The organism is Sphingopyxis sp. OAS728 (genome assembly GCF_014873485.1).
Lineage (GTDB): Bacteria > Pseudomonadota > Alphaproteobacteria > Sphingomonadales > Sphingomonadaceae > Sphingopyxis.
Genome location: NZ_JADBDT010000001.1, coordinates 2,544,421 through 2,557,544 on the forward strand (window position 1 = coordinate 2,544,421; position 13,124 = coordinate 2,557,544).

At 64.7% G+C, this 13,124-nt stretch carries 17 protein-coding genes; 4 read left to right on the forward strand and 13 right to left on the reverse strand.

The genetic code is table 11. The annotated features are described in order from the left end of the window. Positions 1-141: 141 nt before the first annotated feature. The 4 genes from GGC65_RS11870 to GGC65_RS11885 all read left to right on the forward strand — a co-directional run bounded on the left by GGC65_RS11870 (position 142) and on the right by GGC65_RS11885 (position 2,487). The gene (locus tag GGC65_RS11870; protein ID WP_192647350.1) at positions 142-654 is read left to right on the forward strand and encodes a helix-turn-helix domain-containing protein; all 513 of its coding nucleotides are present in this window, start codon (positions 142-144) and stop codon (positions 652-654) included. A gap of 63 nt (positions 655-717) precedes the next feature. Next, positions 718-1,050 carry a hypothetical protein gene (locus GGC65_RS11875; RefSeq protein ID WP_192647351.1) on the forward strand — a complete coding sequence of 111 codons (333 nt, stop codon included), beginning with the start codon at positions 718-720 and terminating at the stop codon, positions 1,048-1,050. A 37-nt stretch (positions 1,051-1,087) separates the two neighbouring features. Next, positions 1,088-1,564 carry a hypothetical protein gene (locus tag GGC65_RS11880; RefSeq protein ID WP_192647352.1) on the forward strand — a complete coding sequence of 159 codons (477 nt, stop codon included), beginning with the start codon at positions 1,088-1,090 and terminating at the stop codon, positions 1,562-1,564. Positions 1,565-1,665: 101 nt separating this feature from the next. Beyond that, the gene (locus tag GGC65_RS11885; protein WP_192647353.1) at positions 1,666-2,487 is read left to right on the forward strand and encodes a JAB domain-containing protein; all 822 of its coding nucleotides are present in this window, start codon (positions 1,666-1,668) and stop codon (positions 2,485-2,487) included. Positions 2,488-2,530: 43 nt separating this feature from the next. On the opposite strand, the gene mobF is transcribed toward GGC65_RS11885, so the two are convergent. The 13 genes from mobF to GGC65_RS11950 all read right to left on the reverse strand — a co-directional run bounded on the left by mobF (position 2,531) and on the right by GGC65_RS11950 (position 13,121). Next, a complete protein-coding gene (gene mobF, locus GGC65_RS11890; protein ID WP_192647354.1) occupies positions 2,531-5,314 on the reverse strand; it encodes a MobF family relaxase in 2,784 nt (927 codons plus the stop codon). Further along, the gene (locus tag GGC65_RS11895) at positions 5,314-7,200 is read right to left on the reverse strand and encodes a type IV secretion system DNA-binding domain-containing protein (RefSeq protein WP_192647355.1); all 1,887 of its coding nucleotides are present in this window, start codon (positions 7,198-7,200) and stop codon (positions 5,314-5,316) included. The genes mobF and GGC65_RS11895 overlap by 1 nt, the downstream gene beginning before the upstream one ends. After that, positions 7,197-7,568, reverse strand: coding sequence for a hypothetical protein (locus GGC65_RS11900; protein WP_192647356.1), 372 nt, complete (start codon positions 7,566-7,568; stop codon positions 7,197-7,199). The genes GGC65_RS11895 and GGC65_RS11900 overlap by 4 nt, the downstream gene beginning before the upstream one ends. Positions 7,569-7,893: 325 nt before the next feature. Beyond that, entirely contained in the window at positions 7,894-8,523 is a 630-nt protein-coding gene (locus GGC65_RS11905) for a lytic transglycosylase domain-containing protein (protein WP_225940790.1), read from the reverse strand. Between the two features lie 80 nt (positions 8,524-8,603). Continuing rightward, positions 8,604-9,194, reverse strand: a complete 591-nt coding sequence (locus tag GGC65_RS11910) for a S26 family signal peptidase (protein WP_192647358.1) — start codon at positions 9,192-9,194, stop codon at positions 8,604-8,606. Beyond that, the gene (locus GGC65_RS11915; RefSeq protein ID WP_192647359.1) at positions 9,191-9,736 is read right to left on the reverse strand and encodes a DUF2840 domain-containing protein; all 546 of its coding nucleotides are present in this window, start codon (positions 9,734-9,736) and stop codon (positions 9,191-9,193) included. The genes GGC65_RS11910 and GGC65_RS11915 overlap by 4 nt, the downstream gene beginning before the upstream one ends. After that, positions 9,736-9,978: a helix-turn-helix transcriptional regulator gene (locus GGC65_RS11920; protein ID WP_192647360.1), complete on the reverse strand. Its 243-nt coding sequence runs from the start codon at positions 9,976-9,978 to the stop codon at positions 9,736-9,738. Before GGC65_RS11920 ends, GGC65_RS11915 begins: the two co-directional genes overlap by 1 nt. Positions 9,979-10,079: 101 nt before the next feature. Beyond that, positions 10,080-10,607, reverse strand: coding sequence for a DNA -binding domain-containing protein (locus GGC65_RS11925; RefSeq protein WP_318780157.1), 528 nt, complete (start codon positions 10,605-10,607; stop codon positions 10,080-10,082). Further along, positions 10,570-10,857 carry a transcriptional regulator domain-containing protein gene (locus tag GGC65_RS11930; protein WP_192647361.1) on the reverse strand — a complete coding sequence of 96 codons (288 nt, stop codon included), beginning with the start codon at positions 10,855-10,857 and terminating at the stop codon, positions 10,570-10,572. The genes GGC65_RS11925 and GGC65_RS11930 overlap by 38 nt, the downstream gene beginning before the upstream one ends. A 123-nt stretch (positions 10,858-10,980) precedes the next feature. After that, positions 10,981-11,295: a DUF736 domain-containing protein gene (locus GGC65_RS11935; RefSeq protein ID WP_192647362.1), complete on the reverse strand. Its 315-nt coding sequence runs from the start codon at positions 11,293-11,295 to the stop codon at positions 10,981-10,983. A gap of 310 nt (positions 11,296-11,605) precedes the next feature. Then, a complete protein-coding gene (locus GGC65_RS11940; protein WP_192647363.1) occupies positions 11,606-12,037 on the reverse strand; it encodes a hypothetical protein in 432 nt (143 codons plus the stop codon). A gap of 123 nt (positions 12,038-12,160) precedes the next feature. Further along, positions 12,161-12,325, reverse strand: coding sequence for a hypothetical protein (locus tag GGC65_RS11945; protein WP_192647364.1), 165 nt, complete (start codon positions 12,323-12,325; stop codon positions 12,161-12,163). Positions 12,326-12,800: 475 nt separating this feature from the next. Beyond that, a complete protein-coding gene (locus tag GGC65_RS11950) occupies positions 12,801-13,121 on the reverse strand; it encodes a DUF736 domain-containing protein (RefSeq protein ID WP_167919414.1) in 321 nt (106 codons plus the stop codon). Between the last annotated feature and the right edge of the window lie 3 nt (positions 13,122-13,124).

The window sequence follows — 13,124 nt, forward strand, 5'->3', positions numbered from 1 at the left end:
GAAACCTGAATTCAACAAGGTTTTCGCGGCATCGTACCGTCTCGTAGAAAGACAGGCTCTGGCGTAAGGCGCTCAACATCGGAACGGATAGAAATCACGCTGCCGCTTGCGAAGCATACGATTTTGACAAGAGTGTAAAGGATGACTGATTCGGGGTCGCAGCCATCAGAAGACGAAGTGCGCTGGGCACGGCTCACGGACAAGCAGCGTGCCTGCCTCGATCTTGTACTCGATCACCAGACCTCGAAGCAGATCGCGCGCCGTCTCGGTATCTCGAAGCAGGCGGTCGATCTTCGCCTCAAAACCGCACGTGACACGCTGGGTGTAGCGAACCGCGCCGAGACGGCGATCATTTACGCGCGTCTCAAGCAGACCTATGATCGGATACCATGTGATCCAATCATACTGGCGCCGCGGCCAGCACTGATGTCATTCGATTCTTCGAACGGAGGGTTGCCCGGGGCGATACACGGCTGCGGATCGCCGACGGGCGAACCAACGGGCAGCAACCCACCGTTCGGGGATTTCTGGAGGCACGATCACGCCCGCGTCAAGCGAGTCTGGATCATGGCGGCCCTGCTGGTCGGCTTTGCTCTGCTCATCCTGACAGGGCTTTCGATCGCTCAGGCACTGACGCGGCTGGTCTCCGGCTGACCCCTTTTTCAAGTCCAATGTCGATAGCCGAGGCGCGATGGCGCTTCCGGAAGAGGAGAAGTTATGTCCAAGGAAATCCCATTCACAGCGGCCCGCCTCGCCCGAGATGTTCCGGCCGCAGAGATCAGGGTCGACGACGCCCTGATCGCCGTGTCGTCACTGATGACGAGTGTCGTCATCGCGCGCCGCGACACTGTTGGCGTGCCGGCGGCGAAGGGCCATGCAACGATCCGGCGGCTCATGAAGGCGCAGATCGCTCTCGTCGGGGCGAGCAGTGATATTCTTCGCGTCCATGGCGACCTTGTCGACATCGGGCGCGCGACTGCCGGCTATGATTTGCACGAATGCCCGAAGACAGGTCGAGGCGACCCATCTGAGCTCACGTCGGCAGCTTGATCCGGTTGACGGGGAGCTATCGGCATGGAAATCTGGAGTGGTGCGCATCGCCTTGTTTCTCGCCTTTTTGCTGATCGCAGTGGTCTATTCTCTGTGGCGCGGAGGCGGCCCCGAGCGGGCCATGGCGGCGATCGCGCTGACAATGGTGGGAGCCGATCAGCTTCTCCATTCCCTCGTGCCGCCGGAATATGCGGCGTTGGATCTAGGGCATCTCGCAATAGATTTGTTCGGCGCGGCGGCTACATTCATGCTCGCACTCTTTGCGCATCGCTTCTGGCCTATGTGCGTCGCCGTTCTCCATATACTTCCTCTCTTGGCGCACACGAGCAGAATGATCGATGTGACGATGCAACCGGCGATCTACCTCACGATGCAGGTGGCGACGTCCTGGCCGGTTCCGCTGATTCTCATCCTCGCAACCTGGCGTCACCGACGACGGCTGGTACGCGGCGAGAGCGAGCCATCCTGGCTGATCTCATCGCCGCGATCGATCCGGCGAACAAGCACGCGGTAGCCGACGCACTGCTCGCGGAATATCGCACGCTCGCGCGGCTGTGGACCCAATCTCCCGGGTCGCTTCGCCGGGTTCTCGGAAAGGATAGTCCCGTCATAGCGATGTTGAGCGCGGCGCGTGCGGCAACGCTCGAAGCGATGCGCTCGCAGGTGGCGGGCCGCGCAATTGCTCCGTGGGACACCAAGCTGATTCAGTATCTGCAGGCGTCGATGGGGGCTCTTCCGTATGAGATACTACGCGTGCTGTTTCTGGATGCGTCCCGGCGTGTGATTGCCGACGAGCAAATGCAGCATGGGACAATCGGTCAGTTGACGATCCATGCGCGCATCATATTCCGCCGAGCCCTTGAGCTCGATGCGGCCGCAATTATTCTTGTGCATAACCATCCCAGCGGCGACCCTAATCCGAGCCGGGGCGATATCGATGTCACCGAACGGCTGGTCGCCATTGGCTTCGCGCTCGATGTCGATCTGCTGGAGCATATCGTGGTGACGGGCAGCGATCACCAGATGATCCTGAACCGGCGAGCGAAGCCGAAGCGGCGGCCATCGGAACGCTTGCGCGATAGCGCCAGCCCGCGAACGGACGCGGGTCTCGCGGTGGAAAATGCCCGTAAAACTGCGCGGCGCAGATTGCTGCGTCGCCAACTCGTTGGCGCAGAGGGGTTGTTCGGCGAGCCGGCGTGGGACATTTTGGTCGACCTGTTCATCCACGAAGGCCAGGGCAAATCGGTATCGACGGGTTCCGCTTGTATCGCCTCCGGGCTTCCCAGATCTTCCGCGCTCAGATTGCTCCAAACGCTCTGCGATGCGGGCCTGGTGGTTCGCGAGGCCGACCGCGACGACGGTCGGCGGACCTATATTCGCCTGAACCGCGATTTAGCGCATCGGCTCACCGCTTATTTTGCGGCGGGCGAAGAATGATCGAACGCGATCTTCTCGTCTCGCGCGTCGATATCGGCAGTCGCTAAAGCCCGGCGCCAAAACGGGAAGACAGAGACTGTGCCAATCCGGACGCGCTCGTCTTCGCGGCAACAGGCTGCGGAATGGCGGCCTGTGCGATCGCGGTCTGGACCGTGCCGGCGCGCTCATTGATCGCCGAGGTCAACTTAGCGCGGTCATTTGTGAAGATCGTCGCTGACTGCTTCGCGCGCGAAATCCCGACATAGAAGCTTTTCTGGTCGACCAGATTGGCCGCGCGGCTGTCGGCATGAACGATCACGTGATCGGAGGTCCGGCCCTGCGCGGCGAAGGCGGTATCGACGTAGCCATGCGCGATGTGACGATCGCAGGCGGTATCGACGTGCAGCGTCTGAACGTCCCCCCGCGAACCCCGAACGGTGGCGGTCCTGGCCTCGGCATCGACCGCCAAAACCTCCGCGCGTCCGCCGTTCACGCGGCCAGCATCACGATCGTTGCGCGTGAACCGGATGTTGTCACCAGCCCTCAATTCCAACCGCTGCGCCTCGAACGCCTGCACCTTGCCTGCGCCCCATTGCCGCAGCCGCCAGTCCACCTCCTGCCCGTCCTCCGATCGCAGCGCGACCGCGGCCTTGTCAGGATCAACTCCCTCCACACGAAACGCCTTCCCCCGGGCGACGCCCTTGTCCGCATAGTCTTGAGAGAAGCGGACGACGTCACCCTTGTCGTAGCTCAGCGGATCGCGGGCTTCGGCACGCGTGAGGCCCTTGTTGACCAGGCTTTCCAACGTGACAGCCGGCCCTCTGATCGCGCCCGATCGAATAAGTGCCTGACGAATATCTGCAGTCAACGCGTCCCGGCCTTCGCGCGAGGGCTCGACAACGAGCGTGCGAGCGCGGCTGGCCTTGTCGAGTCCGGCATAACGCTCGGCGATGGCGGCAAAGCGCTCGGAACGGTCGGAACTTTCGATGATTGCACCGCCGCCGCGATCGAGGGCGGCAAGCGCCTTCTTCGCGTCGCCGTCGATCAATGCCAGCACGGCGTCCTTGGTGGCGGCATTGGTCTGTCGGACGATCTCGTCGAGTTTGGCGGTTTCCATGCCCGCGCTCTGGAGTTGCGCAAATGCCGCGCCCGCCTCGACCGATCCAAGCTGCTTCACGTCCCCGACGAGGACGATGCGGGTATCATGCTGCTCGGCGAGATCGAAGAGGCGCGCGGTGTCGCGCGCGGAGAGCAGCGAAGCCTCATCGACAATCCACGCTGCGGGCGGGCCAGACGCGAAAGGTCCGGGCGACAGCATATGGCGCGCGACCGTGTCGCCGCGTGTCCCCAACGCCTCGCCGAGCACCATCGCCGCCGATGCGGTCGGCGCGAGCGCAACGACCGACACCCCGCGCGCTTCCGCCTCCCGGGCAAAGGTCGCGAGGACCGTCGTCGTCTTCGCGGTCCCTGCATAGCCCTGCACCGCGGTGATCCGATTTCGGCTAGTCAGAAGTTGTTCGGTCGCCGTGCGCTGATCGGCATTCCAGGCAAAACCGTTGCTCTCGGCCTGGCGTGATGCGACCGCGACCGCCTTTGCCGCGCTAAGCGGCGACGCGATCGGGGCGAACGCGCCGCGACCCTCCGCCTCGATCCGGAGCAGTCGCGTTTCGGCTTCGATATTGTGACGGGTGGTGAGTCCTGCAAACTCCGCACCGCGCCGATCGAGGAAGGTGCGGTCAATCAACTGGTCGCGCGCTCCTGCGGCCTCGATCGCCGCTCCGATCTGGGCATAGCTAACCTTCCCCAAGCCGACGCGCCCGGCCTCCTCCTGCAACGCGGCGACCGAAAAAAACGATTGCCGCTCGCCGAGCTTATCGGCGGCATAAGCGACCGCGCGCTCGGCCGCTAACGCCTGCTCCGCCAATCCCCTCTCGCTGCCCGCACCGGATTTTTCCTCGCTTATCAGCGCGAGCCGCGCTTCGGAATTGAAGCCGGCCCGGTCGGCGGTCCGGCGCCAATCCGCCACCAATGAAGCTTGATCCGCCGCAACCTTGGCCTGCCGCGTGTCGAGCGCTGCGACCTGCTTCTCGGCGGCGCTGGCTTCCTCGCGCGATGTCCCGCGTTTGCCGAGCGCGGCTTCGATCTCCGCACTGCGGGTGCTGAACGCCGCCATGACGTCAGCCGATACGCCCTTGATCTCGAACATCGACTCCTTGCCCGTCTCTATCTCATAACCGAGTTCGCGGACCTTCAGCGCCAGTTCCTGCCGGTAAATCGACCCGATCTGCTTCTGAAGCTGATAGATCGCGCGCGGTTCGAGGCTGCGCCAAGATCCGTCCTCGCCCTGCGTCGCGTTCATGATGACGTTGTGGGTATGAAGCTGCGGGTCTTGCGCCCGGCTGGTCCCGTGCTGGAAGCTGGCGACGATGAGGTTACCGGTCGCCTCCCGATTGACGGCGCCGCCATGCCGGACGCGGGTTGCGGCCATGTGGGTTTCGACATGCGCGAGCGCCGTCTTCACCGCCTCGCCGTGGGCGGCGATCAACCGTCGGTCGCCGGCAACCTCGGCCATGATCGACACCGACTTGGGCGCGCTCAAGGTCACATCCCATCCGGGTCGATGCTCAAGCTGACCATTGCGGAAGGTGCCGAGTTGTTGGTCGCCGATCTGGCCGTCGAGCAGTTCGCGAAAGCGCTCGCGGTCGACATCGCCCGACAGCCCAAGCTCCACGGCGCCCTTTCCACACCATTCGGACGGCGATAGGCCGCCCTCGGTATAATAGTCGTCCGCCTCGTAGTAGCTGCTGGCCTGAGCTGAGCTGGTCAGCACCGATACCGACGCGACCATCAGACTGGCCCGTTACCGGCGGGGGGTGCCGGAGGCGACTCTGCGGCTGGCGACGATGGCGCTGCGGGCGCTGCTAGCGCATCAGGTTTCGGCTGAGCAGGCGGCGGCGCTTCCACGGACCGGTGCCACAGACTATTCGTCGGGTCGCCTTCGGCAAAGCCCGGCTGGCGAGGTTCGCCACGACGGGCGATATGGTCGGCCGAGAGCTTTATGCGCGCGACGGGCAAGCCGTCGGGGAAAAGCAGATACCCTTCATGCTTGGGGAGTCGGAATTCGCTCTCTAACACTGCCGGTCGTGTTTCGCGTTGCCGGCCGAGTGTGGTTCGCGCCTTATCGTCGCCGTGAGCCAATGCGTCGGTCATGGTCGGAACCTCGACGTCGCATGTGCCGATTGTCTTACTGGACCACTGCCGTGTCTCGCTGTCGGTCAGCTGGAGGAACAGCTTGCTGTTGCAACAGCCGAGCATCGATTCCGCAAGCTGGGGCCCGTAGCGATGGCGCATCTGGCCGATCGCCTGAAAGGTCAGGATAACGGCAGCTCCAAACTTCCGCCCCTCGGGCAGCAGGCGCGCAAGATTGTCGACCCGGGGAAGATCAGCCAGCTCGTCGAGCACGAACCAGACGCGCCGGTCGGCCGACGGCGATAATCCCAGCACGGCGCTCGCCGCACACTCCAGCCAGCATGCGAGCAATGGCTTCGATGCTTCGAAATAGTCCTCCTTGCGCGGTACGAAGATCCAGGGTTTGCGGCCCTCATGCTTGTCGAGCCCGGAGATAAAGTCCCGGAAGGCGAACGGCGCCTCGTCGCCTTCCTGCATCCGGAGAAACTGAATCAGGTTCGAGGCCTTAGCGAGCATGAACAGCACGCTTCCCGTCGCGCGGTCGGCGTCATCGGCAAAGGTCCGCGCCGACGAGCTGTTCCCGAGCCACAGCTTGAGGTCGTCCTTTGTCCGCACCTGGAGCGCATCGAGCAGGTCGGGCAATGTGCCCTTGCCCTCGCGCCAAAGGGCGCGGATCATGTTGGCCACGAGGATGCGGCTCGTCTCGAGCCAGACATCGCGATCATGCTGGCCAGTCTCGGTGATGAGCTGGTTCGCGATCCTGTCGGCATCGGCCGGATGTGCGATCTCGGCAAACGGCGACCAATAGGCGCAGCGGGCGTCGAAAGGATTGAGGATGATATCGCCGCGCTCGGGCCGGTAGTAATGGGCGATGAACTCTCCGCTCGTGTCATAGACCAAAGCCGCTTCGCCGCGCGCCTCGATACCATCGAGCATTTGCCGAAGCACGGTGGTCTTGCCGCTGCCGGTCGTCCCGATCATTGCCATGTGCCGTGTCTCGAGTCTGGTCGGGATCGGAACTGCGCCGATCGCCAATGCGCGTTCGCCAGCCTCGCGGCGGGTCAGTTTGGCAAGGCGCTCCTCGGTCGTAACGAGCGTGCCGGCGATGAAACGGTCTCGGAGCGCAAGCTCGCGGCGCCGGGCCACGGCTTGCCGGAAAAGGATCGAGCCCGACAACCATCCGCCAAAGCCCAGCCAGAGACCTCGTACGATCATCGACGTCGTCGCGGACGCCGAGTCACGAAAATAGGGATGCGCCGCGACGATGCGAGCCGACGCTTCATACTGCTCGCCGCCATAGTCGACCATGATGCCGGGTTCGGCGGTGGTGCCACTGGCAAACCAGGTCTTGGCCTTCGCAAGACAGTAGGTGCCGGTCGCTTGCATCGTCCTTGGCGGCAGCATCATGTGAGGTACGATCAACCCGCCTAGCGCGACCGACGCCATCATGATCGCGGCTTGGCGCTTGAAGCGTTTTGCCTGGCTGAACCGATAATGCCGTCGCAGCGCGTCAGCATGGATCCGGCGATCCTGATGCTGGCTCATGATGGCGCCTCCTGAGCGAGGCGGCGCTGGCGCTCATAAGCAGGGCTCACTTCAGCGGCGATGTCCTCCTCGGTCTTGCCGCCGGCGAGTGCCGCGCTCCGCGCATAGCAGTAGGAGGCGCAGGCGGTGAACAGAACCCGGTCGAGCATTCGCTCGACGTGGGCGACACCTGTGCTGACAGATGCCAGTTCGGCGACCAGCTCGCGATCGTTCGCGCCGTGGCTCGGCGGGGTCGTCAGGGCGGCGACACCGGCTTTCACGCACCGCTGGAGCATCTCGTAAGGGGTGACATTCTGCTGGGCCGCGAGCTTCTGCATGGCCTTGTCGACGGCAGCCGGCACGCGGACGGTATATTGAACCGCCTTCATCGCGCCATCCCCGCGAGAGTACGGGAAGCACTCTCGAAAATCCGCAGAAAGACACGGGCTAGACCCCGGCTGCACTCCCTGTAGTCTGATCGTACTCGCGAAAAGTGGCGGAAAAGCTGGATGCACCCGTGCGTGAGGTGTGTATTCAAATTACGGGTCCGATGCGTAGCATCGCGGCCCTGCAATCCCGACTGCACGGCGCTCCTTTGTCGTCTTACCGAAGGGCTTGGTAAAACTCTGCTGCGATGATCCCCTAGCCGCACTCGATGGCTATGACGCAGCGCAACCCGGTGCGGTCGAGATGTAAAATTGGTCCAATTGACCATCAGCGATCCTTTCCGAGACCCGGTACGAAGAGCGGATAGGCGACGGCGGCAGGCGCAGGATGGTTTACCGTCGCCGAAGGCGGCGAAGGCAATGCCGCAGCAGGCACTTCGCCAACGGGCAGCCTTTCGCGCGCCGCGAAGATGCCCGCATGGCGCCAGCCGGGCGCAGCCGGCGGCGGCACGGCAGTTGCCGGAATACCAGGTTTCGAACCGAGGGCGGGCGCGATCGCGGCGATATAGGCGATGGTTTCCGCAGGCAGGCCGCGACGCCCGGCGGCATAGGCATCGGCGCGCCCTGGCCCAGCATTATAGGCTGCCAGCATCAAACGCACGTCGCCATAACGATCCCACATTTCGCGCAGATAGGCTGCGCCGGCGAGGATGTTGGCGCGCGGATCGAACGGGTCCGTGCCGAGCCGATGGCGCGCGGTCAGCGACGCCCAGGTTGCGGGCATGATCTGCATCAGCCCCATCGCTCCGGCGGGCGAAACCGCGCCCGACTTGCCGCGACTTTCGGCGTGCATCACGCGCCATATCCACAGTTCCGGGATACCGAAGCGCTGCGCCGCTTCGGCGACCGGAGCGGTATAAGGATGGCGTGCCTGCTGCACCGCCGCTGCAGCGGGCATGCAAGTCGCCGGCAATAGGACGGTGCTGACGAGCGCGCAGCAGAAGCCGCGCGCTGTGCTCCCGCTTAACGTGCCGATGATCATCTTTCTTTCTCCCTCACATTGCAGATCGGTTCGTCAGAACGACCCGCGCCGCGCCAGCGAAGCGGCGCGGCGGCGTGCGGGCGGGTGAGAAGCGGGTGCGCGGTGCCGAGCAGGCCGACGGCGGACACAGGCCCGAAATAGCGGCCGTCAAGGCTGTCCCGCGCCGCATTGACGAGGAAGAGCTGGTCGCGGCCGACGGTGCGGCAGCCCGTCCAGACGGGGAGCGGGCGACCGGTCCGGTCGCGCGGCAGCGCGCGAGCGACCGCGGCGCCGTTCACCGTCACGAAAACGCCGGAACGGCAGACGAGCGCACCGGGAAGCCCGGCGACCTGCTTCAGCAGGGGCACACTGCGCGGTAAATATCCGCGCTGCGCAAGGAATGTCTCGAGCGCGGGGGGCGGGGCGATGGCGACGAGGTCGCCGAGGCGCGACGGCGCGCCGACATCGACCCGGTAGAGCCCCGTCGGTGCACTGCCGCTCGCATTCCAGAGGAAGCGCGGCGCGGGCTTCAGCCACGCGACCGCGACGAACAATGTGCTGAAAATCGTCGCGGCCCCCGCCGTGGCTCGAAGTGACCGGCGGTTCATGACTCGACCGCGCGGCGGCGAAGCCATGCCGTGTGGCGGTCGCGGCTATAGGGCCGAAATGGCAGCCCCGTAGCAATCCGGCTGCCGACATGACGCCAATAATCGGGCGCCGCGTCGCAGCCATCGATGCCGTTCGCTTCGACCGCATCGATAGCCTCGAGCGTCTTTTGTACTTTCGACCAGCCATCGATCCGCGCCAGAATCTCGGCGCCTGGCCGAACGAACGGCAGCGTCGCATAGGGCTGATCGGGCGCCACTGCTGCGGCAATCGCGATAGTCGAGTGGATCGTCCCGAAGTCGTTCGACGTCCAGCGGACCAAGGCAAACACGGCACCGGGCCGAAACGCGACGACGCGCGTGGCGCGGCTCAAGTTCCGCTCGCATGCGACACGGCCGAAGCGGATCCATTGCTCGCGGCGCCCCTCGATCCAGGTCATTTCGACCTCGGTGAGCGCGGCGTCATACGGCGACGGGTACGCGCCGGCGCTGCTCCTTGTGGTCAGCGACGGGCGCAACGCCTGTTCAAAATCGGCGCGCCGCATCAGCCCTCTGCCTTCCGCGCCGGATGCACGGTGCCGGTGCCTGGATCGGACGTCGACGACCGCCGGCCAAGTTCGACCCAGGCATCAAGTTCGTCGATCGCATAGACGACGCGGCCGCCAAGCTTGCGATAGGCGGGCCCCGTTCCATAGCAGCGGTGCTTCTCCAGCGTCCGATGCGAGAGGCCGACCCGCTTTGCAGCATCGGGGGTCGTCAGAAAACGCGGCGGGTGACCAGTGGTCATGGGGGCTCCTTCCAGCGGCCGGACCGGAAAGCGCGGGCCGGCGGGCGATGTCGCGTCGTGGCGCGAAAGCGGGCGCGCGGGGGAGCGGCTGAATTCTGGTGCTATTTTTGTCGCCCCGCCCGGCCTGCGAGCAGCGCGCGATAGCCGCCTGTCGCCAGCGCCTCGGCTTCGCGGATCAGGCGCTGGGTCCGGCGCCGCTCGGGAGAGGCTTTCCACGCCGAGCCGCGACCGACATCCAGGCGCGGATAGATGAGCCGGCGGGCGACCTCATGGCTGGCCACGCCCCGGTCGCCGCGAAGATCGAGAATCGACAGCAGCAGATCGAGGCGCTGCGACTGGTAGGATGTCGGCCGAGCCACCGGCGACACGGCCGCACTTCCGCGGAGCCAACGTTTGAGATCGGAGACGGCCTGAAGCCGCGCCTCGGTCATGGCATCGCAAGGGATCAGGGCAGCCAGCGGAACAGCCGCCGGATCGCAGCGCAGCCAGATCCGGTGCATGATGTGTCCGTCGCCCAATATATATTGACCGCCGCCCGGCCCGATCCGGGAACCAAGGCGATGCGTCCAGCGAGCCGGATCGAAGCGCAGGTCAGCGGCAAAGGTCGACGGCGCCGCGTCGAGGATCACGACATAGGGGCAGACCGCCGCCCGCCAGAAGGCTGGCGCATCGAGCGCTGAAAGCCGTGGATCGACTGGGAAAGCAGAGGCCCCACCGGTGGGCCATAACCTCCTGCGACGCCGGATCGGCATGGCGATCCGACATGACGCTTTCATAGTCGCGGCGATAGTGCGGGCTGCGGCGCAGAAACTCTTGGGCGTAGCCGGGAAAATCGAGGCACAGCGGCCGTTTGCTTTTTACCGTCTTCTCAGCCGCCATATCAGCCTCCGGTGGAGACCGAAGAGTTGGCGATATGCCCGCGGGCGCCAATTCCAAGGCGCCGGGATCCCCTTCCCCATAAATGGGTATCCCGCCCGGCACTGCCGGGCGGGTCCCTGCGGCTCAGTCGCCACGGCGGGTCTGGCGGCTCCAGACCAGGTCATGCTCGTCGCCCTCGCCCGAAAATAGCTGCGCGAAGATCGGGGCGGTGAAGGTCGGATCGTCGAGCTTGACCGAAAGATAGGGCCTCTTGTCCTGCGTTTGCTTTTCCCAGGCTGCGCCGACTTCGACGTCACCGATAAAAACGCGGTGGCTGGGCGCATTGCCACTCGGGTCTTTTTCGGGTGCGATGCGAACCGATTTCGCCTGCACCGAGAGGGTGGTGATTTGACCCCGAAATTCTCCGGAGACTTTCTTGAACGTGCCGATCTTGGCCATGTCGCATTCCTTTCTTGACTCGGGCCGCACCATCGCGGCCTCGATGCGCATCGGTCGTCAGCGGGGGACCGGCGGTGCAGCCGCGGGCCCGCAGCAGAGCGGAGGACCGCGCCGTTCGGCTTTCTTGCTTCGCGAGGAACGGCGGCACGCCGGGGGAAGAAAGTCGTACGGTGCGGTTGCACCAAGCCGGGTCAGCGAAGCGGCGCGCTGACAGATGGCGCATGTCGAGAGGCCGTAATGTTGCGGAGCCGCGGACGGATGCGCTGCCGGTCGGCCGGGAAGCGAAGAAAGATGATAGCGGGGTGAACGCCTAGATCTGCAAAGCCGGTCGCTTGATCCCAACTGCCGTCGACAGGAGATCACGCCAACCGGCATAGCCGGTGGCGAAGGCGGTCACGACGGAAATGCCGCGCTGCGTCCAGGGATCGAGGTCGGCAAGCACCCCGAGCGCGGCGCCGACTTGGAAGCCAGCAGCCGCGGCGGCACCCACGAACATGAGGATCACGCCAAGCCGCACGGCGAACGGAGCTGAACCACGCACCAGATGCCGACCGAGGGCGTGGATGGAGACGCACGCAAGCAGTCCCGCCGCCAGAACGAACATCCAGCCGAAACCATGATTCCGAAGCGTGAAGGCCAGACCAAGCCCGGCAAAGACCGGAAGCGCAAAAGTCGCGCAGCGAAAGAGCAGCATCAGGCAATAGAATGCGGCAACTGCGCCAAGGATCAGCATCGGGGTCATGAACGTCCTCCCGTCGGACGCGCCCGCCACCCCCTCCACAGCGCAACCTGCAGGCAGAGCATAGCAAAAGCCGGCTCGGGAGAGAACCCGAACCGGCCCCAATCTGGACCCAATTTCAGATGCTTAGCGATTGAACGGGTCATATTCACAGACGATCGTTTCAGGATCACCGTCGAACTCATCGAGCGGCATGACCGAATATCCGGCGCTGGTCTCGACGAGGATGATCACGGTCATCATGGTCCGGGCGAGGCTCCAGCCGAGCGATTGAGCGGCGGAAAGCGGCATGGGATCAACTCCTGTCGTTGGGAGCGGGCCATTCCCGCTCGACAGGCGCCCCGCCGGACGGGGGCAGGCCGCAATCACCGCGCGCGAAGCCGCGGCCCGAGCGAAGCGTCGGGACCCTTCACGGGTTGATTGAAGGAGACCTGGCCTCGGCCAAGGGATCAGCGGCAATCGAGAGCGGGTATGGCCCGGTCCGTTGCGGCAGAGCCCCCACGCCCACCCGCCCCCGGTTCGCAGCCGCGTCCCGGCCCCATCGCTGGCCGTCTGTGCCGTAGACCTGTGGGCATTCTGCATCTCGCAGGAGCCGCAGCTTCCTTCGACAGCGTGATGCCAATCGCCGAAAAGGCGCGTGGCCCCGCCCAGAGGTCCACGAACACCCGCGAGACATGACGACTAGAACGAAAAAGGCGGCCCAGAGGACCGCCCTTACAATGTTGAACGCAATCGGCTCCGCCCGAGGGCGGAGCCGGGGAGCCCGTCAGGCCGGCGGGTTCCAGATGATGACCTTCTTCATCGGGTCGTCGCCGGGAGCGTTGGCGACGTTGCCGTAGATGGTCCCGAATTCGGGGGCCGACATCGTCACCGACACATATTCGGCGCCGTTGTTCTGCGAGAAGCGCTTCCAGCCGGCGCCGAGTTCGAATCCGTTCTTGCGGCTGAGGATGCGATAATCGGGTTCGTTTTCTTTGGTCTTGCGACCGTTCGGAACGATGGCGATCGGCGCGGTTACGTTGAGGGTGGCCAACGTGCCTTCGAAGCTGCCGTCGGGCTTGACGTTGAGATTGGCGATGGTGGGCATGAA